The sequence below is a fragment of the Delftia sp. ZNC0008 genome (genome assembly GCF_000799035.1).
GTDB classification, from domain to species: Bacteria; Pseudomonadota; Gammaproteobacteria; order Burkholderiales; family Burkholderiaceae_C; genus Comamonas; species Comamonas tsuruhatensis.
In genome coordinates this window covers 1-793 of the sequence record NZ_JTKZ01000627.1, presented here as the reverse complement: position 1 = coordinate 793, position 793 = coordinate 1, and the positions used below count along the sequence as shown (strand labels likewise).

General features: G+C 74.0%; 2 protein-coding genes. One reads left to right on the top strand and one right to left on the bottom strand.

Going from position 1 to position 793, the window contains the following annotated elements; all coding sequences use genetic code 11:
- The coding region (locus L995_RS20560) for a chemotaxis protein CheW (RefSeq protein WP_047473359.1) at nucleotides 1–564 on the top strand (564 nt) is incomplete at its 5' end.
- Between the two features lie 19 nt (nucleotides 565–583).
- On the opposite strand, the gene L995_RS20555 is transcribed toward L995_RS20560, so the two are convergent.
- Nucleotides 584–793, bottom strand: a 210-nt coding sequence (locus L995_RS20555) for a patatin (protein ID WP_047473356.1), incomplete at its 5' end; no start/stop codon positions are given.

The following is a 793-nucleotide window of genomic DNA, read 5'->3' as shown; positions in this document are numbered from 1 at the left end:
CGTGCGCTCGCCGCGCACGGCGGCGGCGATGCGCCGGTGGAACTGGCCAGCTTCTACGTGGGCGCCAGCCTGCTGGCCCTGCGCGCGGCCGATGTCTGCGAGGCCCTGCCCGCCAGCGCCATCTCGCCCGTGGCGGCAGGGCGGCTGCCCTTTTGCGTGGGTGCGCTGGCGCGGCGCAGCCAGGGCAGCGTCAGCGGCTATGTCTGGGTGTTCGACCTGGCCGCGCTGCTGCAGGGCCGGCCCGGCGTGGTCACCGAGCAGTCGCAGGTCATCGTGGTCCAGCACGGCGGCCTGCGCGTGGGGCTGCTGGTCAGCGCGCTGCAAGGCGTGCACCGGCTGCCGGCCAGCGCGCTGGTGGAATCGCCCATGCTCAGCGTGGCCTCCACGACGCCGGCCCTGGTGCGGGAGCTGGTGCATGCCGGCGCGGGCCTGCCGCTGATCCAGTGCCTGGATCCGGCTGCATTGATGCAACGGCTGCAGCCTTCGCGCGGCGCGGCGGCCAACGCAGACCGCAGCGCGGCAGCAGTGGAGCGCGAGGCGGCCTGGGATGCCCAGGCGGCATAGGGCGCGTTCCCCCGGGGCCTCACAGACCCCAGTGGCGCAGGCCCGGAAGCGCGGCCTGCGCCGCCTCGTAGCCTTCGTCGATGGCCTCGCGGGCGCGGTGGAAGTCCAGCAGGCCCAGGTGGGACAGGCGCGGGGCGATCACCAGCTCGGGCGGGTCACCCGCCATGCGGCTGCGCGTGATGCGCATCTGCATGATGTTGACGCTGGTCATCACCACGTCCAGCAGCGA